The organism is Vreelandella sp. L-15 (genome assembly GCF_056857635.1).
Map to the genome: position 1 here is coordinate 20,642 of NZ_JBSXNN010000036.1, position 20,359 is coordinate 41,000.

Below are 20,359 nucleotides of genomic sequence, written 5' to 3' on the forward strand. Positions count from 1 at the left end.
GATGGAGAATCCAGATGGAGCAAGCCTACGTTCCGATGGCCCGGTGGGGCCGAGACCACTGGCGCTGCCTGGTCTACGTCGAAGCCGTGATGGTGGAGATGGCCGGCTTCCAGGTGGGCGCTGATCCGCGCATGACCGCCAATCGCCGGCACTACCGCGTCCTGGCCGAGCAGTGCCCGCGCCCCAAGCGCCCGAGTCACCCGGTTCGCCCGGGAATGGTGATGCGCCCGGAATACGCCACGACGCTGGCGGACGGCACCCAGCCGGACCCGTGGCACGACGACTGGAGCTGCGTGCAGGACTTCGCCGCCGAGGGACTGTTCACGGTCGGCCCCGAGCAGGTTGAGCCCGGCACCACCCTGACCTTCAGTGAAGCGGGGCTGGCGCTGACGGCCAAGCTGCGCCAGCACAAGGCGGCCGGTGGCCAGTACCGGGATTTCGCATGCGAAATCGCCCCGGATGCTGCTGTGGCAGGAGGTGACCTATGACGCGCCTCCTGGTTCTGGTGTGGGTAGCCGCCCTCCTCTATGCCCTGTTCCTGACGGCGAAGCTGGTCACCCGGCGAGCCCGCCTGACCGATCGCCCGTTCCTGATCCGCTGGATGGTGGCCTGGGCCGCCATGCTGGCGCTGTCGACCGCGATTCGGGTGACCGCCCCCGAGACCGAGACACCCGAGCCGCCCCCGGCGCCGCGGCTGGGAGAGCCGGTGGACATGGCCATGCAGCCGGTCATGCGCAACGGCGTGGTGACGTTTTCGCTGTGAACGACCTCGGCCCCTTCCTTGGCAAGGGGAGGTGGCCTCGTCGGCTGGTGTGAGATTCGTGTGTGGGAGTGAGCCTGTGCGAGACAAGACAACGACAACCCGATACCTGGCGAAGCTGCCGGCGCTGGTGGTGCTGACCGGCGCGATCGCCCTGCTTCAGCTGCACGCCATCCAGTTCTGGACCGAGTTCGTCGGCCCGATGGGCTGGGCTTGGGCGGTGCTCCTCGAGGTCGTCGCCCTGTGGCTCTGGTATCAGCGCCAGCTGGCGCGACGAGCGCTGGCGCTGGTGACCAGCGTGCTCGCGCTCACAGGCCCGGTCTACACCGTCTGTGAGCCTCTGGTGGAGGAGTGGCAGGCGGCCTCGCATGTCGACGCCGGCCGTGAGCTGCGGATCGAGCGGCTGACCCAGGAGGCGGCGCGACTAGAGGAGAGCCTGGCGACCTTTCGGGATAACAGCGAGGCCCGGGCAGGTTGGCTCACGCCCATCCAGGAGGCCCAGGCACGGCTCACCGAGGTCGATGCCGAGCTGGCCGAGCTGCTGTCGACGCCCCCGGCCGAGGCCATGACCTGGCGCCAGCAGGCGCTGGTTGTGATGCAGGCGCTGGCGCTGATCATCTTCCAGCTGTCGGCGGTGCTGGCGATCACGTCTCTGTCGCGCATGGGGCGGCCGGTGCCCGCGCCAGCTGTCAGCGGTGGCCCTACCTCTTCAGGCGACAGGTTGCCCGAGGACACTGCTGGCCTCGGAGAGGATGTGGCCGTGCCGAGCACCCCATCCGCCGAGGCCGTGACCTTCAACCTCGAGCACAGGCTGGCCAAGCCCAGCATGAGTGAGACCAACGATGAGAGCGAGCTGAGCAAGGGTCACTTCGAGTACGCCGATATTGTCGCGCTGCGACAGGCCCTGGAGCAGCTGCTGGAAGAGCGCGGGACCACCCAGGCGGCGTTTTGCCGAGACCACGGGGTTTCGCCACGGGATCTCTCCCTGCTGCGCCGCCATGAGGCGCGTAGCGCGGCAGGCGAGAGGACGATCTCCATCACGGCCCTGGAGCGACTGGCCTCCATCATCGACGCGCAACCGATGAGCCGTGCTGCAACGTAGGAGGTAGAGATGGGCACTTCACTGCATACCGTGAACCCGTCACCGGAGCAGGCCCCGGATGAGTCTCTGGCCGGTCGTCTCCAGGAGTACCAGCGCCACCGCGCCGTCATCGAACAGGATCTTCGGCGGGCCGGCATTACCGACACCACCCCTCTCGAGCTTGCGGATCGCATCATCGGCGATGCGCTGCATTCCGCCTATGCCTGCATGGTCAGCGCTCACCGCATGGCGCATGCCGGCCTCGAGAGAGGGGCACAAGAACACCAAGGGGGACCGAATCATGGCGAAGCCGAGTCACCGTAAGGGAGAGCTGCTGGCGCTCTCCAGTGGTGGGACCACCTACTACCAGTGCAGCGGCCTGTACCGGGCGCTCGTGGATCTCAACCTGGGCGAGCTGGCCGAGCAGTATTGCCGCCAGGCGGCCTACCGCCAGGGAACGCTCGACGCCCTCAACAAGGGGCTGGTGACCATCGAGCAGATTAACGAGATGGAGGCTTCCGGGGCTTTCTCGCACCGCGACATTTCCGATCAAGGCTTTGGCAACTACCTGATCAACCGCGGCTACCTCCAGCTGGTGATGATCGATGAGGTCCACTGTGGTGCCGGCTTCTCTCCCGACATCGTGCGCGAGAGCGCCAATGCGCGGGCTCAGTCACTGAGCCAACTCTCCGGGGGCTTCGCATGAATGTCCGGTCTCAAGAACCCATCACCCAGCAAGCACCGGGAGGTGGCATGGCAGAGCGAGCGCCCTGCCCTGTCTGCGGCTGCGAGGACAGCCCGGACTACCAGCGGCGAGTGACCGACTGGTTCCATGCCCACTGGCTGTCCTGCCAACGCTGTGGCTACCAGACCGCGACTCACCCTGCCTTCGAGAGCGCCGAGCGTGACTGGGACAAGGCCGCCACCGGCCGCCAGGCAGAAGAGGCGGGGCTGCTGGTGCCGGCCGTCCAGGTCTTCTCCATGCGCGACCTCGAGCTGCTGGAGTCGCTTCAGATGCAGGTGCCCGAGGGCGACTGTGCCCGAACCTACCTCGTGTCCCGGGATGCCCTGGAGCGCTGGAAGGAAGTCGCCCGCTTGGGCAGGGAGGAAGTGGACGAGACGCTGGCGCCAGCCGTGGCATCGGTTGAGCACGAGATCGCCGCCCTGCTCCACGCGCAGCAGGACGAAGACTGACCCTCTGGCGCCAGCCATTGAGGGACGAAGGAGGATAGACGTGACCCCTGACGGATTTATTGCGAACCCCAGGCAGAGTCAACCTGGATGCCTCATCAAGCCTCGCCGTCTTGTCGAAATGGCCGAGGAGGGGTCTGGGTCTGGCTGCGGACTTCACTACGAGCTTTATCACTTCGAGGTCGTGACGCAGCTTCGCCGCTGGCACGACATGCTGGGTGACCCCGCAGATCGAGACGCATTGATGGCGGCAGCTGAGCGTCGGGGTTTCCCCTTCGATGATGCTGACCTCCAGGCAGCACAAAAGGAACGCGAGACGTTACTGGCCGAGCTTCGGGGAGAGATGGAGTGACCCGGCCGCCCACCACAACTTGAGGAGAACCTATGGCGACATGCTTGTTCCATGTGACCGGCCCGGTGCAGGCCTACCAGATCGCGAAGGCGGGCCGGTATGCCCCGTTCTCGGTTGACCCGATGAACACGGATGCCTGCCTGAACCTGTATGCCACGGCGGTGCGCGGCAAGCCCGTCGCCTATGCCCCGGATGGCCAGCAGGTGGAGGCAGCTGGCGCAGCCCTGGTGGTCGAGTGGGATGGCCCCGAGGAGGTGCTGTCGACCTGGCAAACCGTGCCCAAGCCCAATGTGCTCTACCACCAGCCCTGGGACCAGTACAAGCACGCTGATCCCCTGGAGGAGCCGGAAGCCTACTACCGGAGTCTCGTCGCGGCCGGCACCGATCACCATCTCAAGATCGTGGGCTTCAAGCTGGACGAGGAGGCCGTGGAGGAGGCCTGGGTAGCCGGTGACCTGCCCGACGAGATGATGGGGCTCTGGCGTTTCGCCCCGAAGGCGCTCAGGCGCCTCAAGTCCGACCGGGGGATCAAGCGCATCTACGCGGCCATGCAGCGCGTGATCGGAAGCGGTGATAGCGGCAGTGGACTGGTGGTGGAAGGCCGTTGACACCCTGACCGATGAAAAGGAAGCGAAATGGACAAGCGGGTATTCCCCTTCTGGCCGCTGGAGCACTGAGTCTTGCAAGCCTGAGGCTGTTGCGGTTCTTCCATGCGCCTGAGTGGGTCGTCTGGGGCGCAAGAGTCGCTGCTGTAGGGCTTGGGGTTATCGCTCTGTACCAGAGCCAAAAGGCATAGAACAAGCGGAGTAGCAATGAAGACCATAAGCACGTTCCAGTACGATCACTGGGCACCCAAGCCCGTCGAAGAGCTAGTGGTCGGGGACTTGATCTCACACGGGGGCACCGTCGCCACCGTGACTGCACCGCCCTATGAAGAAGCGGGCGTGACGCGCATTCCTGGGAAGCCCTATGACCCTGGCCCGATAAAGTTGATGCTCGGCGAGTTTGCCGATGGCAAAGAGCACATCGTCATGGCCATGGATCTGGTGGGGTCAGGCCTAGCCGAGTTCGATGATGGCACGGCACTGATCACGGATCTGGAGGAAGGTCATGGTCTCATCTACTCCCCTCGCCTTCCGATCGCTGAGCTTGAGGCGTTCTGCGCTGAGCACATCGAGCGCTACCAAGCGTTCTACGATGCCAATGCCGATGCGATTGATAGATGCCAGTTGATACCGATGCAGCCCTGGTGGCAAGAGAGCCCGGCCCAGGAGGGTGGCATCATCTCGCTCTCTGGGCCGGAGTAGCAGAGCCGGTTGAGCATGCGCAAGAAGGCCCCAGGGTTTCCCCCGGGGCCTTTTCATATCCCACCTTAGGTGACGATTTCGCATGCGAAACTGAGGCCCCTGATTGCCCGGGGCCGTGGTGTGAGATTACCCCACCATCTCCAGCTGGAATTCGTTGCTGGCCAGCTCCGGGCGGCCACCGTGGAAGGCCCACTGCATGACGCCTTCCTCGCGCAGCCGGGCGACCGCGGTGAGGCGGCGATCCAGCTCGCCACGGCGGCTGGCCGGGATGCTGACCACGCCACGCATGAGCAGCGAGTTGGCCACGCTCTCCGGGGCCTTCTCGGTGTCGGCCGCCAGCATGTCGCCCTCGATGCTCAGCATCTCCATGGCGCCCTCGGGGTCAACCTCGAGGCGAGAGCCGGTGGCCACCGTGACGCCGGCATTGGCCATGAGCGGGGTGGTGACAGAGCCCAGGGTCTCCCCTTCCAAGGGGTGCAGTGATTGGCCGCCTGCCTGAGCCGGGGCTGCGGTGCTGGCGCTGGGAATGGGGAAGCGCTTGCCCTGGTGGTGGACTTCGACCCAGGCGCGGGTGGCCTCCTAGGGGCGCACCTGGATGCCGCGGATCGCCCAGTTCCACTCGATCGCGACCAGCTCCTGCGGGGTGATGATCTGGAAGGCCGGGTTGTCGGAGCGCTCCATCTCCTCGGCGTCGAGGGTCAGGCAGGCACGCAGCAGGTCCAGCAGGACACGGCCACTGTAGCCGGCAGCGCTGATATTGATGTCTCCACCGTCCTTGATGTCGGTGCCGATGAAGTTTCGGGCGCCCACGTCATGACGCAGTGAGACGATGTACTGGCGCAGCGCCAGCAGCGGCGCCATCTCCGGGTTGTCCTTGGCCATGTTGGTGAGGCTTTCGTCAGACTTGCCGGCATACGGGCACGCCCAGCAGCCGGTGCGAGCGCCGCACGGGGCCCGCTTGCCGCTGTCGCCGACGATGGAGCACTCGCCGTTGGCGCTGTTGTAGACCTCCAGCACGTCCGCCAGAGAGGTGGCGTAGCTCGGGAAAAGCCCTCCCTGTCCAAAGGGCTGGGCGAACAGGATGTAGTCCCACACGTCGCTGGTCGTCCAATCGGCAATGGGGTAGGCCAGCAGGCGCCCCTGGTGATCCACGACGCCGCTACCGGCGCCCTGGTCGTTCATGTTCGCCGTACGGCGAGCGGACTCCTCGAACCGGCTGCCCAGCAGAGTCACCTGACGCACGCCCTTGGGAAGGGACTCTGCATGCTGGCGCTTGAGCGCATCGATCGGCTTGATCTTCCAGTCGACAGAGCAGTATTGGCTCTGGCCTTCGCTGGGCCAGGCCATTTGGCGACGGCCACCCAGGACGCTCACCTGCCAGCTCTCGGCCAGGCTCGGCAAGGCCCACTGTGCCTTCAGGGAGATGCCGTGCTCGGCGCAGAACGTCCGCATGGCTCGCAGATGGCTGCCGACATGGCGCTCGATCACAGGGTTCTCGATGCCGGTGTTGGAGGTCACGGCCATGTGCTCGATGTCTCCACTCAGCTTCCCTTCCTGCGCCAGCTCGGCCAGGGCCGCCAGCGCGAGGCTGGTGACCACGGTGGAGTCCTTGCCGCCCGAATAGGCGATCAGCAGTGAGGTGGGCTGCTCGGTGACAATCGCCTTGAGGAGATCGATAGCCTGACGCGCCCGCTGGGGCAGCGGCGCCGCGGCCGGCTCGAAAGTGGTCGGTGCTGCGGTTTCGGTGTCCAGGTTGATCGCCAGGTTCATGGTCTGCTCCCTTCCCTTGTCGTTGTTCGGCTCGTGCGATGCGTGGTCGTGCTTCAGGCGCTGGCGCCTTGATGGATCTGGCCGACCAGCCGCGCCCCATCGGCGCTGTATTCGATGACGCCGACCTGCTCGTGAGCGCGAGCACGGCGGGCCATCTTCTCGGCCTCGCGCTCAGCGACGTGCTGCACCGGATAGGTCTGCGTGGAGATCGGCATCCACTGGTTCCCGGGCTCGCTCTGGCTGGAGAGGCCGGCGACGACATAGAGCGGGTGCATGATGTTGAGCTTCATGGGGGTTCCTCGCGTTCGGATGTTGGCAGCTGGTTCGTGGGTTACAGGCGCTTCACGATGTCGTTGGGCGTCTCGGAGGTGGCCATGATCCTTCCGGTCTTGTGCCACCGTTCGGCGGTGCCGGAGCTGACATAGCGCCCTGTGCAGTTGAAGTCGTGGCGACTGGAAACCCGCTCGACCAGGACGCGCTCACCGGCCCGAGTCAGGTAGTGGCCGGGCTCGACCACGATGGTTGGGAGGGTGAACAGGGGGATGAAGTAGGTCGTCATCGGTGCTCGTCCTGCGGTGGCGGTATTCAGAAGGCCTTGGCCTCCACCTGATGACTGTCATTTTAGTGTGCTTTGCACACTTTATCAAGGCCGGCGCACACTTTTTTCGTAGCCGAAGCGGCACATTTCCGATGGTCCTGAATATCTAATAGGGGCTATCGCGGGGATGGGTCACACTTGCAAAGGTGTGCATTGCACATATAACATTCGTGTTATGTCCACGCCGTTCACCTGGAGGCTGTATGTCGGGCGAAGAGATGCGAGAACGCCAGCTGGCGACGATCAAGGGTCATGCCGAAATTCAGCGCCTGATCCGCGACAACGAGGAGGTCGCCCAGCTCGACCCCTGGACGACCATCGAGATTCATCAGGCCGTCGACCACCTTGTAGGGATCGACCTCGACCTGAATGACCGAGAGCTGTTCGGCGAGCTGCTGGCGCACTTCAATGCGCAGGAGGCCCAGGAACGGGCGCCCAGGACGGCGCTGGAACGTGCCCGCCAGCGCTGGGGGCTTGAGGCGTAACCCCTCTCTGGCGCCAGCAGAAGGCCGCAGGCGCCCCTATGAATCTGGCCACTCGCCACGGCGGGCGGCCCTGAGTGAGAGACCTAGATGAGCACATCCGAGACATCGAACAACGAGGCCTTGCGCCAGCTCATGGAGCGCCATGGACTGAAGCAAGAGCATGTCGCGACCTTGACGGGCTACAGCGTCGAAACGGTGAAGGGCTGGTTTGCCTCACCGGAGTCGACCCGCTATCGCATGGTGCGTAGGCCGGTCCTGGAATCCGTGCGCCGGGCTATCGAGCTGGGCGAGCACTACAACCTGGAAGGCGTGAAGATCCCCAAGCCGAAGTCGTGATGGGGAGGGGCTGAGAAGGCAAGGAGGTGTTGAGATGGGAGCCGCGATCGCACAGTACCACGCGATGTCGGAGCAAGAGCTGCGGCGCGAGTGCATTCGCCTGGCAAGACGTGTCGCCCGCCTGGAGAAGGATAAGGCCCAGGCTGAGGCACGTCGCGACCACTGGTTCCGAGAGCGGGAGACTGCCTTGGATGAAATCGAGCAGCTGCGGCAGAGCGCTTGAGCCAGGAGGATGACGTGTCTGAGATTGCATTCAATGAATGCCTGAAGGGCCACGCGCAGCCGGTCCCAGGCAAGGATGTTCGGATCACCAAAGCGGCTTCGCTTCGGTCGGTCGCCGAGCACAACCTCATTCGAGTCGACTACCGCCGCAGAGTCCGATGCCAGTCGTGCGTCAAGGCTATCTGCCGGGTGTGCCGAGCCCCTTACCTCTCCCAATCAGCTCCCATGGCCGGTGACCCTTCGTGCGAAGGCTGCGGGGGAACGGGAGTCCAAGGCTTCATGCCCTACTCTGAGGAGCACTGCCTGTCCTGTGATGGCCAAGGCCTGGTCGAGAAGCGGGAGCGCATCCGGGTCGCTCTGAAGCCTCGCTTCATCGACAACACAAAGTTCCCCGTCAAGGTCCAGGGGCAAGGCAGTGAAGGGCTGAATGGCGGGGAAGCCGGCGACCTTTACATTGAGGTCGAAGTGGAGCATCCACCTCACCTGAAGGTGGAAGGCAAGCATCTGATCGCCGTGGTGGAGGTGCCCTACCTGGCCATGGTGTTTCCGGCCGAGGTAGAGGTGGCCTATCCCACCCTCAAAGGCCATGAGCACTACCCTTTTATCGAGGGCTACACGCCTGGACGGCCGCTCTATTTCCGGGGTCGTGGTGGGTACGTTCGTGGTGATGCCAAGCGAGGCGACATCCGGTATGACATCGAGCTGGTAGGTAGCGACCTGGAGAAGCAGGCAGCCGAGAAGATCCAGACGCTTGAGGCCGATCGCGAGAAAGAGGTCCGCCAGGCACGAGACGAGACGATCACGGCCCTGACGAATGACCTGCTGCCAGCGATCGATGGGCTCGAGAAGGCGATCAGCAGCATGACGGGGCCTGAAGATGCAGCCCACCGGCAAGGGCTCGAGATGATCATCCAGATGCAGCGGGACGCCCTGGCCCAGCATGGGGTTGAAGTGATCCAGGCTGAGCGCCAGCGGTTTGATCCTGAGCGTCACGAGGCGGTCGGTATCGACCACAGCACTGGCCTCGGTAAGGGAGTCGTGACCGAAGTGCTCCAGACCGGGTACATCTATGCAGGGCGCCTTCTTCGCCCTCCCCTCGTAAAGGTAAGTGGTTAAGTCAACTGGAAGATGACCTACCACGCTCCTGCCGCTGATCTGGAGGCTGCTCGCGAGGGTGGGTGATCCTGGTCCCCCGTGAAGCTAGCAAGGTATTTCTCCTCTTCACTCCGCATGCAGAAACGCAGCGTTATGCTTCATCGCTTTGAGCCTCCCTAATGGTGTGGAGGGATAGCGGCAAAGCGCTGATCATCTGATACACTAAAGAGGTATCAAATGCTGCGAGGAGGGTTTATGGAAGCCGCGATCAAAGAGTATCGGCCGAAGGTGAGGCGCCGGAAGGACGACTTCTGGAAGGCTCTTGGCCTCCCTCCGCGTGGTGCCAAGCTGCACGAGGCGCTGAATGAGGGCGTGTCGTACAAGGTCTACACCAAGCTGACCGAGGCCTCTGGGCTCGAGAGCAAGGAGCTGGCGCGGTATGTGGTCATCCCCCCGGCGACACTGAAGCGCCGAGCTGACGCTGGCTACTTCAAGCCGGCCGAAGGTGATCGTCTGTACCGCTTCGCTGAAGTCTACAAGAGCGCGGTGGACCTGTTCGAGGGTGACAAGGCAAAGGCGAAGGAATGGCTCCTCAGCCCGGTGCGTGGGCTGGGCGGTCGCCGCCCGGTGGAGATGGTGGCAACGACTGCTGGCGCTGAAGCTGTCCTGGACCTGATCGGTCGACTAGAGCACGGCGTCTTTGTATGACCTCGGTACGCGGCTATCGGCTCGTCAAGCGGAAGTGGCTCAAGACAGCCTTTGATGGTGAAGGGGCTCGACTGTACGGCGGGCGCTGGAACAGCAAAGGTAAGGCCTGCGTGTACCTCGCGAGCACCGAGTCGCTGGCCATGCTCGAGGTGATGGTTCACCTGGAAGACAACCAGCTGCTGAAGGAGTACGCGCTCTTGGAGGTGACGTTCCCGGAAGAGGTGCTGATGCAGCTCCCGGAGGACGTGCTGCCTGCTGATTGGCGAGCTGAGCCGGCGCCACCCTCCACAGCCGAGATCGGTGACGACTGGCTCGAGGGGCAGTCGAGCCTGGCGCTGGCGGTTCCGAGCGTTGTCGCGCCCCGAGAAACGAACTACCTCCTCAACCCTGAGCACCCCGACTTCCAGGCGCTTGCCGATGGCGCCAGGGAGGTCGACTTCTCCCCCGATAGCCGCCTGTAGCGCCCGTGCGCAGCGCGTCAGCGCTTCCCTTGGGCCGGGAGTGCTGGGCATCGACCTTTCCCGTCTGGCACCGCCGCCTTGCCACATCCCCGTCGACTCTCTGATACTGTGCGCATGTACAGTATTGGGAGAGAGCCATGCCACCCCTTCAGCATGATGACGTTACCGCCTGGGGCCTCGAGATCCTGGGCCAGTCAGCCGGTGAGTCTCGCCATGCCCTGCCGTTGATGGCTGGGGAGGTGCGGGCCGGGTTTCCCATCCACGCGGATGCGGAGCTTGATCGTGTCCTGGACCTCACCGAGCACCTGATCCCTCACCCCAGCGCCAGCTACTTCTGTCGGGCCAAGGGCGACAGCATGGTGGGTCACGGCATTCATGACTCGGACCTGCTTATCGTTGATCGATCGCTGGCGCCTGTGACGGGTGACATCATTGTGGTCGCCCTCGACGGGGAGCTGACCTGCAAGCAGCTGGGCCGGTGGCATGGTCAGCCGGCGTTGCTGTCGGGGAACCCCGAGTATCCGCCTATCGCGCTGCGTGGCGTGGAGTGTGAGACCTGGGGCGTGGTCACTCACAACATCCATTCCCACCGTCGCCGAGGCCGGTGATGATCGGGCACTGCGACTGCAACAACTTCTACGTCAGCTGCTTCCGAGTGTTCATGCCGGAGCTGGCGGGGCGTCCTGTAGGGGTGCTCTCCTCGGGAGATGGCTGCATCGTGGCGCGGTCGAACGAGCTGAAGGCGATGGGGGTGGCCAACGGCACGCCGGTATTTCAGCTGCCTCATGAGGTGCGCCGGCAGGCCGTGCTGCTGAGTTCGGCCTATCCGCTGTTCGGGGAGTGCTCACGGCGCGTGGTGGCCACCATGCAGGCCTTCACCGGCCCCGTTGAGCCGTACTCAATCGATGAGCAGTTCATTGACATGTCGGGCCTTTCTCTCGAGGTTCTGCAATCGCATTCCCGCGATCTGCGCCAGCAGGTTCAGCGCTGCACGGGCATTCCGGTATCGATCGGCGTAGCGCCCTCGCGCACCCTGGCGAAGGTGGCCACCGGCATCGCCAAGAAGCAACCCGCCTATGGGGGTATCTGCGTCCTCGAGGCGGACCATCCGGCGACCCGGGCTCACCTGGGGCGCATGCCCGTGACGGATGTGTGGGGCGTGGCGAGCCGGACAGGCGAGAAGCTGGCACGGCTGCGCATCCACACCGCCCTGGATCTTCGCGAGACCAACCCCAGCGAGATCCGCAGGCGCTTTGGCATTGTGCTGGAGCGGACCTTGTGGGAGCTGCGCGGCCAGAATGTGATCCGCCTGGATGACATCGACCAGAAGCGCCAGAACATCATGACCAGCCGCACGTTCGGGAGCACCACTGGGCGCCTCGAGGATCTACGCGAGGCGGTTCGATCGCATGCACAGGCTGGCGCTGAGAAGGTGCGCCGCCAGCAGTCCGTGGCTCGGGCCGTGATGGTGTTCCTGTCGACGCCTCGCTTTCGCAGCGACCTCCCCCAGGACTACCCCAGTCTGACCCTCACCTTGCCGCGGCCGACCGATGACAGCCGGCTCATCGTCGCTGCGGCACAACGCGCCCTGGAGGCCATCTATCGGCCAGGGCTGCTCTATGCCAAGGCAGGCGTGATGATGGTCGACCTCGCGGATCGTGAAGGCATGCAGCTCGATTGGCTCGAGGGTCAACAGACGGAAGCCGAGCGCCAGCAGTCGGCGAAGGTGATGGGCGTGATGGATGCCCTCAACCGCGAGTTCGGCCGGGGCACGGTGACGCTTGGGGGCCGCCGTCAGGATGAGCGCTGGCGCCAGCGGCATGCACGGCAGACGCCGCGGTTCCTGACCTCATGGGATGAGCTGCCCAACGTGAGAATGGGCTGAGATGCAGCGGAAGGCGCTACTTCGCCCTTGGCGGGGGGAGCATGCGCTGAAGCACCCTGTCGGTGAATCCAGCGTCATCCTCTGGCACGTTGCCGCCCTCCTCCTGGATGATCCAGCTGAGCGCGGCATGGAGCATGTAGGCCTGCACATGAGACGGCACCGGAAAGGTGCCAGCCCGCCATTCATAGAGCCTGTTCGGACGGTACTTGGTGCCCAGGTCGCGATTGAGCTGGGCCAGGGCCTCCGACTTGGGGTGCGTACCGCCAGCAGTGGCGACGTGGAGCCAGGAGTCTATGAGGTTGGAGGGCTTGGGCATCAGGGATTATCGGTTCGTGAAGAGGGAGTGTAGGGCCTTGCTCAGAAAGCCTCGCTTGGGCTCACCCGGCGCTTCAGGGGGTTCCGGTTCCGCCTCGGGTGCTGGGGCCTCGTCCTCAGCATCGCTACTCAGGGTGGCCGCCTCGGGCTCACCTCGGAAGTAGTTAGCCAACGCGACCCGCTCCTCAAGATACGGTGTCGAGACGCTGTTGGACAGGTCCGCGGCCTCTGCCGGCGTGAGCACGGCAGGAGAGCCCTCGACCTCTTCAGCGATCGCCCTCAGGCCTTCCTGGTTGAAGGGCAGTTCTGCGCCCCTGAAGATGGCCGAGAGGATGGCTTGCAGCATGCCGATGGTCGGTATCTCCTCGCCCTCTATCCCGAAGATCCAGCTGCCCTCGAGGTTGAAGAAGAACGTCCCCATGGCCTCGTCGTAGCCGGCCACGCCATGGCTGAGCCAGTCATAGAGGTCGTACCCTACGAGGTCGGTGAGGTCTTCCTGGGCCTCGGTGGGGTCGTGCAGCACCTTGAAGAAGCCGTGTCGTGACATAGGTAGTGTCCTATCCCTGTGATGGTGTGTGCTGGTCGATCCAGCAGAAGTGTCGCCTGGCGTGAGCCACTGGCCCTGGAAGTTGATATTTCTCCAGGCGCCCTACAGAGCGCCCTCCTCGAGGTGGATCTGTGCCGGGGCCGGTTGCGCCCCGACGCCGCGGAAGAGCTGCGCGGCCTTGCCTGCCTCGCGACCTGAGCGGATCGCATGGATTTCCTGCTCGCTGCTGGCTGGGGGTTGCTCGCGCCACTCGGCCTTTTCCAGCTCGCCGTAGGTCTTCTCCTTGAAGCGCTCGATCACGTCGCGGTCCTGCTCGCTGATCGCGATGGCCTCCACCTTGGAGCGCACGGCTTGTACCCAGGACTCGCAGAACAGGTCGCAATGACGGCTTTTCCGGCGAGGCGCCATGCGCGGGTGAAGCTCTTTCTTGTAGCGGTTACGGTCAGCGCTGATCTGCCGGAACAGCACCTCATAGCAGTATTGGGCCGCCTGGGGTTTCTCGCCGATGCCGACGAAGACGGCCCAGTTCTGCCAGACGCCACCGAGCTTCTGGTAGCGATTCATGACTTGCACGCCGAACACCTCACCGATGGTGCTTCTCAGGAAGACCACCCAGGCTGGCAGTGACTTCGCACGAGACGCGCCCCGCGCCTCGGCCTCGCTGACGGTGTGCAACGACAGGTCTGAAGCGGTCAGGTTGTGCTTCTCCATCAGCTTCTGAGCCTGACGCAGCGCGGCAGCCGCCTCTGCCGGGTTGTCGCTGCTGGCGAGGCTCATGCACTTCTGGATCTTGTCCAGGATGCGACTCGTGCTCATGTGGGAAGGCCTCCTTAGGCGTTCAGCTGGCTCATTGGCTATTGGCCGCGGTGCTGGCTTTCTTGTTGGATGCTTCAGCCCACTGGCTCACTTTTCTGGCAATGCTGTCGAAGCTCTCCCCCTCGAGGAAACGGTTGATCGCCTTCTTCTGGTCAGTGCGCTTGAGGCGGTCGAACGGGGTGTGAAGGCTAAGCTGGCGGCGAACAGCATCCGTCTTCATCGTCATGTGCCATTTCTCGTGTCTGATGGATGGAAAGGCCGAGCCCATGGGGCTCGGCAGGCCTTTCCGGCTATCCAGGCCGCGTGGCCACCGGGCATGGAAAGGCGTGGAAAGCATGGAAACGAGGTCACCTCGCGTCCCAGCAGCAGGCTTCCCAGGCGTCGACCACCGACAGGAGGACTGCCGAGCAGGAGGCCTGCATGGAGGTGATGGGGAGGCGCCGGCCGGGCTCGACGGTCAGCGAGGCTGTCTCACCCGATTCGGTGGTGAGGGTCAGCGTGCCTTTGCGCTGTTGCCCGAGGGCGCCCACCAGCTCCTCGAGGCTGACTGGTTGCCGCTGCTGCCAGCCTGTTCCGAGGGTGACGCGCTCGAGCGATCCGTTGACCAGCTTGCCGATCCCTTTCGGTGACAGCTCACTCAGCAGACGTTCCAAGATGCTCATGAGGGTCGAGGGTGTCTCGGCACAATTCGCCGAGGGGGCTTGTTCAAATGCCAGCATGGTGATGGAGGCTCCGTGTTTCCTCGCGAACCTTGGCAACCCAGTCCCAGTAGGAGAGCTGTGTGTCGCCGTTCTGATATTCGAGCTGCCAGTCCTGGCGGGGGAATTGCGGGTGCTCATGGGAGGCCTTGCGGCCTCGAAGCGGAATGTTCTGGTTGTGATCGGTCATGAGATCGCTCCGTGATGCAGAGTTACGCAGCAGCCTCGCTGCAAAACGTGGCTTTCCAGTCATGGATGGGAAGTCCGGGGACGGGGCGGGCATCTGGGTCGAGCATGAGCCACTGAAGGCCAGCGCCGCGTGCTTCCTTGGCGAGGGCGCACAACACCGGCAGATCGGCATGAGCGGCCTCACACGGGTAATGCGCCGCGCAGTCCCGTGGAAAGTCGGCGGATATGACGAACCATTCTCGATGGGCGCTTGCCCCTTTGATCACGCGATTAGCCAGCAGGATGGCCACGGTTTCCGCTTCCTCTTCCGGGAGGTGGAAAGTCCTCAAGGCCACCATGCGCTGGGCCTGATTGATGGAGGCAAAAGCCAATGGAGATGCCATGCGTTCACCTGTCCCGCCGAATGGATGTGGCTCTATTATAGTCCCAGATATGGGACTATTCCAAGAGCCCGAGGCGACGATCCCGGCCCAAGGAGAGCCTGTGTCACAGCAAGGGTAGGGGCATGACCGTCACCTCAGAGGGAGTAGCGATTTCGCATGCGAAATCGGCGTGGGGTTCTCCAGGGCGGGTTGATCCAGTTCCGCATGCGAAATCGGAGCGAGGCGACAAGAGCGGGGCGCTCCCAGGCAAGAAGGCGGGGCCAACGGAAACCGGGCAGCCGCGGTGAGACGGCTGCCCGGTCAAGGTGGGTCACATTCATGGGCGGCAACGCTATTGTGCCGGGTCGAGCATCACTCTCTGGCTTGTTCATCCAGAGTGTCAGAGGCAGCCGAAAGGGATGCCTCGGCCATGGCAGCCGCGTTCTCTCCGACTTCCTCGGGGCTGAGCTGCCCCCCTCCCTCGCCAAGCAGGATCGCGTGCATGGCGACCATCGTGTATGCCTCAAGCCGCGTCATATCCAGGGCAGGCTTGGTGAAACGTGAGGTGTTGAGGGTGTCATCGCCCATGATGCTCTCCTTACGGTTGGGGGCCGCGCCGGACGCGACCCCTTTCTCGATCAGACTTTCTCCCAATCACCCTCTGCGTTCTGGCAAGTGGTGACGTTCTGCTCGCTGTCCTCGGGGCCGCCTGTGACGCTGATCTGGTAGTCGATGCAGGTGCGACCTTCGGCGTCCACATAGGGATCGCTCTTGGTGACATTCTGCTGCATGTTGGCTACGTCCTCGAACCCTACCTCGGGATCACCTTGCATGGCGGCGAAAGCCCCGCGCATCCCCTTATCGACCACGCCCAGCGCCGTTGCGCCAGCCGCGCCGTAGGCGGCACCGCTCATGCCCGCGCTGCCGCCATTGACCAGTCCACGAACGCCGCCCATTTGCCCCGCTGCCTGTGCGCCTGCGGCACTGGCGCTATTGGAGCTGCGACCGCTGATGGCGTCGGCAACGCCGCCGATGGCATTGGCCGCGGCCCCCTTGAGGTGTCCTGCGCTTTGCGGCACGGCACAGCCTGTCGCCAGAGCGAGCAGGGAAGTGGCAGCCAGACCTTGGAGTGTGCGCTTGATCATCATTGTCTTCTCTCCATTGGTTGTGATCCCGAGCAATGTTGCCCTATAGATGTAATTATACAATACGACGATTTACAGCTAAAGCCGCTGCGGCATCTTTTGAGTATCAGTATGCTTGCCTCGGGTCAGGATTTCGCATGCGAAATCGCTAAAGCGAGTGTACCGCAAAGGCGTTGGTCTGATACCGCAACCGCATGGCCTGGCAAGGCGACCGCCAATGCGCCGGGTGGACTTAACTAAAAAACGTCGTATTGTATAGATAAGGGTTTATAATGGACTCTGACACGTTGATTCAGGAGGCAGAAGCCGACCTTTCCCTGCTGTCGAGGCTCGTTGTGGGACGGGCCTCAATGCAGGAACGCAACGGGAAACTCGTGCTGGGGATCGACCAGGAGGGAGCGCGATTACTGACGATGGATCGCGTGAGGCAGGAGATCGAAAGCGCGGTTGAGCGAGTCTGGGGGCTGGAGGTCGTGTATGAGCGAGCGTAGTACCCGCCAGGCCCGGCAGTTAGTCAGGCGTCTTGCCCGCGACTGCAACCTTGAGTGGCCTGGCGGCGAGGAAAACGCCGCGCTCCTCTATGACCGCTCGACTCGCCGCTGGGAGCTGCGCTGCATCGACAGCACCCCCTCCCCCGTCATTCGTGGCCCTACCCCTGTCACACACCTGTTGCGCGATGGCTTCGTGCTGATCCGCTGGCCTGACGACCAAATTGAGCTGTTCCACGTTGAGACGGTTCATTCACAACTGCGCCACCGGCTTGAAAAAGCGGAGGTGGCCCAAGCCGGAGCATAGTTCGATGAGTACGAGCATCACCTATCGAGTCAGCCACCGTGCCTTGCTGGGCTACTGGCTGCTCATCCCCGTTGGGGCGGCGCTGTATGCTGCCCCCGACGCCCCATTCACGTTGGCCGGGGTGAACCCCGCCGCGCCGCTGACAGCCGCCCTTACCTGGGCCGGGATGGGGGTAGCCGCCTGGGGGCTGCTGAACGTGGCCTACCAGCGACTGGCTCACAAGTACGTCATCGAGTCGGATCGCGTCATAGAGCGCCATGGGATCATCGCTCGCCGCGTGACGCCGCTTCACATCCACCACATCCGCTCAACAGAGGTGAACCAGACCATCATGGGGCGGTTGCTGGGCTATGGCACCGTGGAAATGTCCGCCGCAGGCACAGGCACCAGTGAGGCCCGTTTCGATCGCGTATCGCGCCCCATGGACGTGATGGCCGCGATCGACGGTTCCGTGAGCAACAAGGCGTCCACCGCGGGAGGGGAGTAGCAAGACCATGGAAAGACTCACTTCGACCCTCGCCAGTGTGTTGATCCCCGGCCACCATGTTGCCATTGGCACTCCTGGGGGACAGGAAACCCTGCCCGAGCGCCAGCTTCTCTCTCAGGTATTCCTGAAGGCCATTGATGACCTGAAGAGCGACAACCTCAAGCACCAGTATTCCGCGGCCGAGTTCCTGGCTGGCCCGGTGGCAGAGGAGTACATCGGCCACCTTGGGCTGCCTGAGTGGACGCCGAAGCTGGCGCTGCTGATCCACGCGCAATGCGATCTTCGCTCGTGCCTGGAAATCCCCGATGACCTGGAGGACGTTCTGAGCCGCTACCGGCCCGCCGTCGGGGGTGGCAACGAAGCCTCGCTGTGACTTGCCACACGCCATGCCCCTCGGCATCCTGCGGGCTTGTTCACGTCAGGATCGACTACCGAGGAGGGGAAATGGCATGGCCGACTTTCGTTCGACAAGGATTGGCGTAGCCAACGCAGCCCGCATCCTCAATGTGCGGGTTGCCGAGCTGAAGGAAGCGGTGCGTCACGACCAGCCGCTGTACGGTGTTCGCCTCCCCAAGCCGATTGGCTACCTGGGAACCTCGGCCAAGGAAATGTACTTCACCGCTGGCGAGATCATGGACGCGGCAGACCTGATCGCGCAGCAGCGGAAAAACTCCTAGGAAATAGATTCACAACATGCGCTCCACGCTGATAGGCAGTCATCCACGTTTTCCCGCCGAATCCGGGAAGTAGGACGGCCACAGTGCGTCGATGATCTACTGCCATGGCTTCAGGCTTTCCACTTGGACAAGAGAAAATTCTGTGATTTTTTGATAACTTTGAAATTGTCAGTATTGAATGACGGGGAGAGCTACATGCTTATGACAGCGGATGAAATTAACAGGCTCAGCGAAGAAGCTGATTGCCACATATTAAATAGAGACTACGAATCACTAGCAAATATTATTGAAAGACTGACATTGCAGGATTTTGAGTTTGAGCATTCTTTTTATGAAGCCCATTACCTCTACACAATAGCGAACTGCTATTCAGTACTCTATGATACTAGAAGGGTTGAATGGTTCTCAGACGACCTAATGAAGGCCATAATCTATTACAGAAAGTGCCTTCACTGCATCCCGAAACCTGACTGGCTTGAAGATCCTGTTAATGTCCAATCATACAATGATCTCAGGGCGATGGTTCTGACTAATTTGGCTAACAGCCTCTCTTCGCAAGGAAGGGTTTTGTGCTGCATACCATTTTATGACGAAGCTATATCCATAAACCACAAAATAGAGGCGGTTTCTGAAAAGGCTAGAAATCAACTATTTCTTGGGGATTCTTTATACGATAACGGGCATAGGCAGTACCATTATTTCGTGGCTTATAATCTTATAGAAGATGCCATAGAAAATATAAATAAGCTGCACCCAGAGCATAGAGTAGACCTAGAGGCAGGTGGGTATTTGTTTAAATTCAAGGAGTGGTTCAAGAAGAATTTTGAGCTATCCTCGTTTGATTATTTTTCAGAGAAATACAGCAATGCAAAAACCAGAAAAGAAAAGCAATATTTGCAGTGGTGTGCAGAAAAAAGATTGTTTATCAACGACTTAAATGATGTAAGCAAATCTGAAATATCACATCAGGATGTTTTGTCTCTTCCTTCATTTGTCCAATCGATAAACTCATCTCTGACTATGAACGAGGAGCTTGTTTATCATGGAAATTTTGACGAAATAAAAAATGATTACTGCTATGCACGGTATTTGTTCTTTTCGGCTAAAGCTATACCTGACCACGTTCCACATTTTTTTAATTCAACATATCAGCATGTCGATGACATGTCTCATTCTATTAGCAATCTAAAGGTTGGTCATTATAAGTCGGCCTTTAGGACGCTTTATTCCTTGTTTGACAAGATTGCTTACCTAGCCAGTAGGTTTTTTGATCTGAACGACATAAAAGATGATAGGCAGATTAGTATTGATAATTTATTCAGAGACGTGAGAAAGAGGAAGTGGGAGCCTAACGAGAAGCTGAAAGATAGCGATAACCCCTTTATTCATGCGCTATTTTATATATTGAAGGATATAAGAGATGTTAAGGGATCATCTTCTGTATCACAATGGATAGATCCAGATGCGAAAGCATTTTCGGAAATTAGAAATGCAATGGAGCACAGGTCTTTTAAAGTGGTGGATGATTTTGGTTATGAATTAGTGGGTTCGCACAACAAATATCATGAAGCTGAGCTAGACGAACTTATAAAAGAAATGGATGAAATAAGAGGTCAGCTTTGTTTGTCCCATGATCCTCATGAACTCAGTTCGCTGAAGGCTAAGCTATCTGAATTGGAATCAAAATTGTATGAAAAAAAGAAGTTGTCCTCTCACTCTTTGTTGATTCCAATGGGGCAATTCGAATCCCGCATAATGACTCTGATCAAATTGGTAAGAAACTCGATTATTTACCTGTCGCTGTCCATCCACTTTGAAGAAAAAAAACGTCCCGATGATAAAATATATTTACCAGTAGCTGTTCCTTTGAAAAATTAGGTCGTAGAAGAGGCGGCTCATCACTGTCTCTTCTCCTGAATCCGTGAGACCGGCCCCAGGAAGCACTTCTAACCCACTGACCTGCATGGCAATATAGCCATTATCGCCATTCACCCAGACAGTGCCATGCCCAACATAAAGTTCCGCGCCAGTTGCCGCACCCTCACCAGCCACGCCGGGCTGTCCATCATCGGGCAAT

The 20,359-nt window shown here is 61.3% G+C and carries 35 protein-coding genes; 22 read left to right on the forward strand and 13 right to left on the reverse strand.

Annotated elements, in window-relative coordinates:
• Positions 1-14 precede the first annotated feature (14 nt).
• The 9 genes from AC13CY_RS04345 (at position 15) to AC13CY_RS04385 (ending at position 4,691) form a co-directional block, all read left to right on the forward strand.
• Positions 15-488: a hypothetical protein gene (locus AC13CY_RS04345; protein ID WP_230834742.1), complete on the forward strand. Its 474-nt coding sequence runs from the start codon at positions 15-17 to the stop codon at positions 486-488.
• The gene (locus tag AC13CY_RS04350) at positions 485-763 is read left to right on the forward strand and encodes a hypothetical protein (RefSeq protein WP_074211779.1); all 279 of its coding nucleotides are present in this window, start codon (positions 485-487) and stop codon (positions 761-763) included. The genes AC13CY_RS04345 and AC13CY_RS04350 overlap by 4 nt, the downstream gene beginning before the upstream one ends.
• Before the next feature lie 76 nt (positions 764-839).
• Positions 840-1,862 (forward strand): helix-turn-helix domain-containing protein, encoded by a 1,023-nt coding sequence (locus tag AC13CY_RS04355; protein ID WP_074211778.1) that lies wholly within the window; start codon positions 840-842, stop codon positions 1,860-1,862.
• 9 nt (positions 1,863-1,871) lie between these two features.
• A complete protein-coding gene (locus AC13CY_RS04360) occupies positions 1,872-2,165 on the forward strand; it encodes a hypothetical protein (protein ID WP_074211777.1) in 294 nt (97 codons plus the stop codon).
• The gene (locus AC13CY_RS04365; RefSeq protein WP_074211776.1) at positions 2,143-2,547 is read left to right on the forward strand and encodes a hypothetical protein; all 405 of its coding nucleotides are present in this window, start codon (positions 2,143-2,145) and stop codon (positions 2,545-2,547) included. The genes AC13CY_RS04360 and AC13CY_RS04365 overlap by 23 nt, the downstream gene beginning before the upstream one ends.
• Positions 2,544-3,035, forward strand: coding sequence for a hypothetical protein (locus AC13CY_RS04370; RefSeq protein ID WP_139296702.1), 492 nt, complete (start codon positions 2,544-2,546; stop codon positions 3,033-3,035). Before AC13CY_RS04365 ends, AC13CY_RS04370 begins: the two co-directional genes overlap by 4 nt.
• Positions 3,036-3,075: 40 nt before the next feature.
• Positions 3,076-3,384, forward strand: coding sequence for a hypothetical protein (locus AC13CY_RS04375; protein WP_228219487.1), 309 nt, complete (start codon positions 3,076-3,078; stop codon positions 3,382-3,384).
• A 32-nt stretch (positions 3,385-3,416) separates the two neighbouring features.
• Positions 3,417-3,992 (forward strand): hypothetical protein, encoded by a 576-nt coding sequence (locus tag AC13CY_RS04380; RefSeq protein ID WP_228219486.1) that lies wholly within the window; start codon positions 3,417-3,419, stop codon positions 3,990-3,992.
• Between the two features lie 204 nt (positions 3,993-4,196).
• The gene (locus tag AC13CY_RS04385; RefSeq protein ID WP_228219485.1) at positions 4,197-4,691 is read left to right on the forward strand and encodes a hypothetical protein; all 495 of its coding nucleotides are present in this window, start codon (positions 4,197-4,199) and stop codon (positions 4,689-4,691) included.
• Positions 4,692-4,817: 126 nt separating this feature from the next.
• Here the strand turns inward: AC13CY_RS04385 and AC13CY_RS04390 are convergent, their stop codons facing one another.
• From AC13CY_RS04390 to AC13CY_RS04405, 4 genes are all read right to left on the reverse strand, one after another.
• Positions 4,818-5,123, reverse strand: coding sequence for a hypothetical protein (locus AC13CY_RS04390; protein ID WP_253557042.1), 306 nt, complete (start codon positions 5,121-5,123; stop codon positions 4,818-4,820).
• A 147-nt stretch (positions 5,124-5,270) separates the two neighbouring features.
• On the reverse strand, positions 5,271-6,461 hold the full coding sequence (locus AC13CY_RS04395) for a phosphoadenosine phosphosulfate reductase domain-containing protein (RefSeq protein ID WP_253557041.1): 1,191 nt from the start codon (positions 6,459-6,461) through the stop codon (positions 5,271-5,273).
• Between the two features lie 53 nt (positions 6,462-6,514).
• Positions 6,515-6,751 carry a hypothetical protein gene (locus AC13CY_RS04400; RefSeq protein WP_228219483.1) on the reverse strand — a complete coding sequence of 79 codons (237 nt, stop codon included), beginning with the start codon at positions 6,749-6,751 and terminating at the stop codon, positions 6,515-6,517.
• A 41-nt stretch (positions 6,752-6,792) separates the two neighbouring features.
• Positions 6,793-7,020: a hypothetical protein gene (locus AC13CY_RS04405; RefSeq protein WP_228219482.1), complete on the reverse strand. Its 228-nt coding sequence runs from the start codon at positions 7,018-7,020 to the stop codon at positions 6,793-6,795.
• A 242-nt stretch (positions 7,021-7,262) separates the two neighbouring features.
• Here AC13CY_RS04405 and AC13CY_RS04410 point away from each other — a divergent pair, with 242 nt between their 5' ends.
• The 8 genes from AC13CY_RS04410 to AC13CY_RS04445 all read left to right on the forward strand — a co-directional run bounded on the left by AC13CY_RS04410 (position 7,263) and on the right by AC13CY_RS04445 (position 12,251).
• On the forward strand, positions 7,263-7,544 hold the full coding sequence (locus AC13CY_RS04410; protein ID WP_228219481.1) for a hypothetical protein: 282 nt from the start codon (positions 7,263-7,265) through the stop codon (positions 7,542-7,544).
• Positions 7,545-7,664: 120 nt separating this feature from the next.
• Positions 7,665-7,880 carry a helix-turn-helix domain-containing protein gene (locus AC13CY_RS04415; RefSeq protein ID WP_483052337.1) on the forward strand — a complete coding sequence of 72 codons (216 nt, stop codon included), beginning with the start codon at positions 7,665-7,667 and terminating at the stop codon, positions 7,878-7,880.
• Between the two features lie 34 nt (positions 7,881-7,914).
• Positions 7,915-8,103, forward strand: a complete 189-nt coding sequence (locus AC13CY_RS04420) for a hypothetical protein (RefSeq protein WP_228219479.1) — start codon at positions 7,915-7,917, stop codon at positions 8,101-8,103.
• A gap of 14 nt (positions 8,104-8,117) precedes the next feature.
• Positions 8,118-9,218 carry a nucleotide exchange factor GrpE gene (gene grpE / locus AC13CY_RS04425; protein WP_228219478.1) on the forward strand — a complete coding sequence of 367 codons (1,101 nt, stop codon included), beginning with the start codon at positions 8,118-8,120 and terminating at the stop codon, positions 9,216-9,218.
• A gap of 234 nt (positions 9,219-9,452) precedes the next feature.
• Complete coding sequence (gene parS, locus AC13CY_RS04430) at positions 9,453-9,905, forward strand: type II RES/Xre toxin-antitoxin system antitoxin (protein ID WP_228219477.1); 453 nt, start codon at positions 9,453-9,455, stop codon at positions 9,903-9,905.
• Positions 9,902-10,366, forward strand: coding sequence for an RES family NAD+ phosphorylase (locus AC13CY_RS04435; protein WP_228219476.1), 465 nt, complete (start codon positions 9,902-9,904; stop codon positions 10,364-10,366). Before parS ends, AC13CY_RS04435 begins: the two co-directional genes overlap by 4 nt.
• 137 nt (positions 10,367-10,503) lie before the next feature.
• Positions 10,504-10,974 (forward strand): LexA family protein, encoded by a 471-nt coding sequence (locus tag AC13CY_RS04440; protein WP_228219475.1) that lies wholly within the window; start codon positions 10,504-10,506, stop codon positions 10,972-10,974.
• Complete coding sequence (locus AC13CY_RS04445; protein WP_228219474.1) at positions 10,974-12,251, forward strand: Y-family DNA polymerase; 1,278 nt, start codon at positions 10,974-10,976, stop codon at positions 12,249-12,251. Before AC13CY_RS04440 ends, AC13CY_RS04445 begins: the two co-directional genes overlap by 1 nt.
• A gap of 322 nt (positions 12,252-12,573) precedes the next feature.
• On the opposite strand, the gene AC13CY_RS04450 is transcribed toward AC13CY_RS04445, so the two are convergent.
• The 8 genes from AC13CY_RS04450 to AC13CY_RS04485 all read right to left on the reverse strand — a co-directional run bounded on the left by AC13CY_RS04450 (position 12,574) and on the right by AC13CY_RS04485 (position 16,326).
• Complete coding sequence (locus AC13CY_RS04450) at positions 12,574-13,113, reverse strand: hypothetical protein (RefSeq protein ID WP_228219473.1); 540 nt, start codon at positions 13,111-13,113, stop codon at positions 12,574-12,576.
• 102 nt (positions 13,114-13,215) lie between these two features.
• A complete protein-coding gene (locus AC13CY_RS04455; RefSeq protein WP_074211738.1) occupies positions 13,216-13,929 on the reverse strand; it encodes a DUF7168 domain-containing protein in 714 nt (237 codons plus the stop codon).
• A 31-nt stretch (positions 13,930-13,960) separates the two neighbouring features.
• Positions 13,961-14,155 carry a hypothetical protein gene (locus tag AC13CY_RS04460; RefSeq protein WP_228219471.1) on the reverse strand — a complete coding sequence of 65 codons (195 nt, stop codon included), beginning with the start codon at positions 14,153-14,155 and terminating at the stop codon, positions 13,961-13,963.
• A gap of 121 nt (positions 14,156-14,276) precedes the next feature.
• Positions 14,277-14,648, reverse strand: coding sequence for a hypothetical protein (locus tag AC13CY_RS04465; RefSeq protein WP_228219470.1), 372 nt, complete (start codon positions 14,646-14,648; stop codon positions 14,277-14,279).
• Positions 14,635-14,817 carry a hypothetical protein gene (locus AC13CY_RS04470; protein ID WP_022524254.1) on the reverse strand — a complete coding sequence of 61 codons (183 nt, stop codon included), beginning with the start codon at positions 14,815-14,817 and terminating at the stop codon, positions 14,635-14,637. The genes AC13CY_RS04465 and AC13CY_RS04470 overlap by 14 nt, the downstream gene beginning before the upstream one ends.
• A gap of 22 nt (positions 14,818-14,839) precedes the next feature.
• Positions 14,840-15,199 carry a DUF5983 family protein gene (locus tag AC13CY_RS04475; protein WP_228219469.1) on the reverse strand — a complete coding sequence of 120 codons (360 nt, stop codon included), beginning with the start codon at positions 15,197-15,199 and terminating at the stop codon, positions 14,840-14,842.
• Positions 15,200-15,550: 351 nt separating this feature from the next.
• Positions 15,551-15,832, reverse strand: coding sequence for a hypothetical protein (locus AC13CY_RS04480; RefSeq protein WP_228219468.1), 282 nt, complete (start codon positions 15,830-15,832; stop codon positions 15,551-15,553).
• Entirely contained in the window at positions 15,817-16,326 is a 510-nt protein-coding gene (locus tag AC13CY_RS04485; RefSeq protein ID WP_483052338.1) for a hypothetical protein, read from the reverse strand. The genes AC13CY_RS04480 and AC13CY_RS04485 overlap by 16 nt, the downstream gene beginning before the upstream one ends.
• A gap of 474 nt (positions 16,327-16,800) precedes the next feature.
• Here AC13CY_RS04485 and AC13CY_RS04490 point away from each other — a divergent pair, with 474 nt between their 5' ends.
• From AC13CY_RS04490 to AC13CY_RS04510, 5 genes are all read left to right on the forward strand, one after another.
• Positions 16,801-17,118, forward strand: coding sequence for a hypothetical protein (locus tag AC13CY_RS04490; protein ID WP_074211732.1), 318 nt, complete (start codon positions 16,801-16,803; stop codon positions 17,116-17,118).
• Between the two features lie 4 nt (positions 17,119-17,122).
• A complete protein-coding gene (locus AC13CY_RS04495) occupies positions 17,123-17,605 on the forward strand; it encodes a PH domain-containing protein (protein WP_228219466.1) in 483 nt (160 codons plus the stop codon).
• 7 nt (positions 17,606-17,612) lie between these two features.
• Positions 17,613-17,978, forward strand: coding sequence for a hypothetical protein (locus AC13CY_RS04500; protein ID WP_074211731.1), 366 nt, complete (start codon positions 17,613-17,615; stop codon positions 17,976-17,978).
• A gap of 76 nt (positions 17,979-18,054) precedes the next feature.
• Positions 18,055-18,282: a hypothetical protein gene (locus AC13CY_RS04505; RefSeq protein WP_228219465.1), complete on the forward strand. Its 228-nt coding sequence runs from the start codon at positions 18,055-18,057 to the stop codon at positions 18,280-18,282.
• A 195-nt stretch (positions 18,283-18,477) separates the two neighbouring features.
• Positions 18,478-20,160, forward strand: coding sequence for an LA2681 family HEPN domain-containing protein (locus tag AC13CY_RS04510; RefSeq protein WP_228219464.1), 1,683 nt, complete (start codon positions 18,478-18,480; stop codon positions 20,158-20,160).
• Here the strand turns inward: AC13CY_RS04510 and AC13CY_RS04515 are convergent.
• The coding region (locus AC13CY_RS04515) for a hypothetical protein (RefSeq protein ID WP_483052339.1) at positions 20,131-20,359 on the reverse strand (229 nt) is incomplete at its 5' end. The genes AC13CY_RS04510 and AC13CY_RS04515 overlap by 30 nt on opposite strands.

Excerpts from the sequence above, each read along its gene's own strand:
- AC13CY_RS04360 (WP_074211777.1), top strand. The coding sequence starts at position 1,872 with ATGGGCACTTCACTGCATACCGTGAACCCGTCACCGGAGCAGGCCCCG.
- AC13CY_RS04385 (WP_228219485.1), top strand. The coding sequence starts at position 4,197 with ATGAAGACCATAAGCACGTTCCAGTACGATCACTGGGCACCCAAGCCC.
- parS (WP_228219477.1), top strand. The coding sequence starts at position 9,453 with ATGGAAGCCGCGATCAAAGAGTATCGGCCGAAGGTGAGGCGCCGGAAG.
- AC13CY_RS04345 (WP_230834742.1), top strand. The coding sequence starts at position 15 with ATGGAGCAAGCCTACGTTCCGATGGCCCGGTGGGGCCGAGACCACTGG.
- AC13CY_RS04380 (WP_228219486.1), top strand. The coding sequence starts at position 3,417 with ATGGCGACATGCTTGTTCCATGTGACCGGCCCGGTGCAGGCCTACCAG.
- AC13CY_RS04505 (WP_228219465.1), top strand. The coding sequence starts at position 18,055 with ATGGCCGACTTTCGTTCGACAAGGATTGGCGTAGCCAACGCAGCCCGC.
- AC13CY_RS04440 (WP_228219475.1), top strand. The coding sequence starts at position 10,504 with ATGCCACCCCTTCAGCATGATGACGTTACCGCCTGGGGCCTCGAGATC.
- AC13CY_RS04455 (WP_074211738.1), bottom strand. The coding sequence starts at position 13,929 with ATGAGCACGAGTCGCATCCTGGACAAGATCCAGAAGTGCATGAGCCTC.
- AC13CY_RS04495 (WP_228219466.1), top strand. The coding sequence starts at position 17,123 with ATGAGTACGAGCATCACCTATCGAGTCAGCCACCGTGCCTTGCTGGGC.
- AC13CY_RS04485 (WP_483052338.1), bottom strand. The coding sequence starts at position 16,326 with ATGATGATCAAGCGCACACTCCAAGGTCTGGCTGCCACTTCCCTGCTC.
- AC13CY_RS04470 (WP_022524254.1), bottom strand. The coding sequence starts at position 14,817 with ATGACCGATCACAACCAGAACATTCCGCTTCGAGGCCGCAAGGCCTCC.
- AC13CY_RS04445 (WP_228219474.1), top strand. The coding sequence starts at position 10,974 with ATGATCGGGCACTGCGACTGCAACAACTTCTACGTCAGCTGCTTCCGA.
- AC13CY_RS04490 (WP_074211732.1), top strand. The coding sequence starts at position 16,801 with ATGAGCGAGCGTAGTACCCGCCAGGCCCGGCAGTTAGTCAGGCGTCTT.
- AC13CY_RS04370 (WP_139296702.1), top strand. The coding sequence starts at position 2,544 with ATGAATGTCCGGTCTCAAGAACCCATCACCCAGCAAGCACCGGGAGGT.
- AC13CY_RS04465 (WP_228219470.1), bottom strand. The coding sequence starts at position 14,648 with ATGCTGGCATTTGAACAAGCCCCCTCGGCGAATTGTGCCGAGACACCC.
- AC13CY_RS04390 (WP_253557042.1), bottom strand. The coding sequence starts at position 5,123 with ATGGCCAATGCCGGCGTCACGGTGGCCACCGGCTCTCGCCTCGAGGTT.
- AC13CY_RS04500 (WP_074211731.1), top strand. The coding sequence starts at position 17,613 with ATGGAAAGACTCACTTCGACCCTCGCCAGTGTGTTGATCCCCGGCCAC.
- AC13CY_RS04395 (WP_253557041.1), bottom strand. The coding sequence starts at position 6,461 with ATGAACCTGGCGATCAACCTGGACACCGAAACCGCAGCACCGACCACT.
- AC13CY_RS04475 (WP_228219469.1), bottom strand. The coding sequence starts at position 15,199 with ATGGCATCTCCATTGGCTTTTGCCTCCATCAATCAGGCCCAGCGCATG.
- AC13CY_RS04435 (WP_228219476.1), top strand. The coding sequence starts at position 9,902 with ATGACCTCGGTACGCGGCTATCGGCTCGTCAAGCGGAAGTGGCTCAAG.
- AC13CY_RS04460 (WP_228219471.1), bottom strand. The coding sequence starts at position 14,155 with ATGACGATGAAGACGGATGCTGTTCGCCGCCAGCTTAGCCTTCACACC.
- AC13CY_RS04510 (WP_228219464.1), top strand. The coding sequence starts at position 18,478 with ATGCTTATGACAGCGGATGAAATTAACAGGCTCAGCGAAGAAGCTGAT.
- AC13CY_RS04405 (WP_228219482.1), bottom strand. The coding sequence starts at position 7,020 with ATGACGACCTACTTCATCCCCCTGTTCACCCTCCCAACCATCGTGGTC.
- AC13CY_RS04365 (WP_074211776.1), top strand. The coding sequence starts at position 2,143 with ATGGCGAAGCCGAGTCACCGTAAGGGAGAGCTGCTGGCGCTCTCCAGT.
- AC13CY_RS04450 (WP_228219473.1), bottom strand. The coding sequence starts at position 13,113 with ATGTCACGACACGGCTTCTTCAAGGTGCTGCACGACCCCACCGAGGCC.
- AC13CY_RS04400 (WP_228219483.1), bottom strand. The coding sequence starts at position 6,751 with ATGAAGCTCAACATCATGCACCCGCTCTATGTCGTCGCCGGCCTCTCC.
- AC13CY_RS04420 (WP_228219479.1), top strand. The coding sequence starts at position 7,915 with ATGGGAGCCGCGATCGCACAGTACCACGCGATGTCGGAGCAAGAGCTG.
- AC13CY_RS04350 (WP_074211779.1), top strand. The coding sequence starts at position 485 with ATGACGCGCCTCCTGGTTCTGGTGTGGGTAGCCGCCCTCCTCTATGCC.
- AC13CY_RS04410 (WP_228219481.1), top strand. The coding sequence starts at position 7,263 with ATGTCGGGCGAAGAGATGCGAGAACGCCAGCTGGCGACGATCAAGGGT.